The organism is Xylanibacter rodentium (genome assembly GCF_013166575.1).
Taxonomy (GTDB): domain Bacteria; phylum Bacteroidota; class Bacteroidia; order Bacteroidales; family Bacteroidaceae; genus Prevotella; species Prevotella rodentium.
In genome coordinates this window covers 1-1,246 of the sequence record NZ_JABKKE010000061.1, presented here as the reverse complement: position 1 = coordinate 1,246, position 1,246 = coordinate 1, and the positions used below count along the sequence as shown (strand labels likewise).

Sequence of the window (1,246 nt, the reverse complement as noted above, 5' to 3'; positions counted from 1 at the left end):
GAACTCACCATAGAGGTGGCTTCGTTGATGCCCGCGATGCCGTTTCCCTGCGCGAAGGCGGAGGCGGTTGCGGCAACCAGAAGTGCCGCAGAGATGATGGACTTTTGTCTGATGTTCTTGTTCATAAACTGTTCTTGTTTTTGTGCCGTCCAAAGGGTGGATGGTCCTTTTTCGGGCGGTTGATACTTGATTACTTTACTTTGGTTTAGTGGATTCTCCCTTTGTTTCCACGGACTTGGGAGGGTCCGTTGCGGACGGGCCGTACCTTGTACCGCCGTGCCGCGTGGTGTGATGTTGTCTTACGTTTTCATTTTTTCTATCGTCTTTCGTTACACATACTTCCGGATGTCGAAATCCTCGATATTGTCGGGGACGGTAAATTCCTTGTCCGGTTTCTTCAGCCGGATTTCAATAAGCCCCTTGATGCGGATGCTCAGTTCTGTCGAGCCTGCCATCAGTTTCTCGTACAGTTCCGTCCCTTCCATGTCGGTGAAGACCTTTGCTGCCCGGTCCTGTTCCGCCGTTGTCGCCTGCGGATTCTTGGCGGTCTTGACGGCATCGTCTATCTCGTCGAAGCTGTTGCCTGAAGCCTGTGGCAGATCCGGACCATTCTCTTCCGGTTCGTCCTCTCCGAACTCCAGTTCCGAAGGCTGCATGCTCGTGAAGGTTTCGTCGAGCTTCTCTTCCGGGACTTGTGCCGGACAGTACACGGCTTCCGCGTTTCCGTCGTCAAAAGTAGCGTCTTCTTCCGCCAGCCCAATGCCTTTTTCCGAAGTGGCAGCTTCTTGCGCCGGTATGGCAGCGGTTGTCCGGGTCGATGCCATCCTGAAACGGCTCTTGCCGATGATGTCCGGTTTTTCTGCGGGTGGTGTTTCCCGTACTGTTTCCTGCTTTACCGTCGTGCCGCCCAATGACCTCCACAGTCCGGCAATGCCTCTAAGGAAGCGGACGAGCTTCGTTTCCATGATGCGGTCGTAGAGCAGCAGGAACAGGAACCACAGGTTACAGCCCACCGATACGGTCAGGAGAATCATCGTCATGCTCATAGCTCTACTTTGGGGACTGAGTCCAACATACGGTTGATTTCGGCACGGTGTGTCTGGAAATGTTCGTTAAGCACATTGTCCAGATAGTCGGCGATGGTCAGATTTCCTTTACCTAATAAATAGGTGATTTCGGTTATCACGCTGTGGTTTGCCAAACTGATGTACACTTGCTTTCCCTCTCTCGCCTTGATGCCTGATTT

General features: G+C 52.9%; 2 protein-coding genes and 1 pseudogene. All 3 read right to left on the bottom strand.

The features are described 5' to 3' along the window. Positions 1-125 (bottom strand): annotated as a pseudogene (locus tag HPS55_RS14025) (conjugal transfer protein TraE); the annotation flags it as partial. 204 nt (positions 126-329) lie between these two features. Beyond that, positions 330-1,046: a conjugal transfer protein TraD gene (locus HPS55_RS14020; protein WP_172325113.1), complete on the bottom strand. Its 717-nt coding sequence runs from the start codon at positions 1,044-1,046 to the stop codon at positions 330-332. Beyond that, positions 1,043-1,246, bottom strand: a 204-nt coding sequence (locus tag HPS55_RS14015) for a DUF3408 domain-containing protein (RefSeq protein ID WP_172325111.1), incomplete at its 5' end; no start/stop codon positions are given. The genes HPS55_RS14020 and HPS55_RS14015, both read right to left, overlap by 4 nt.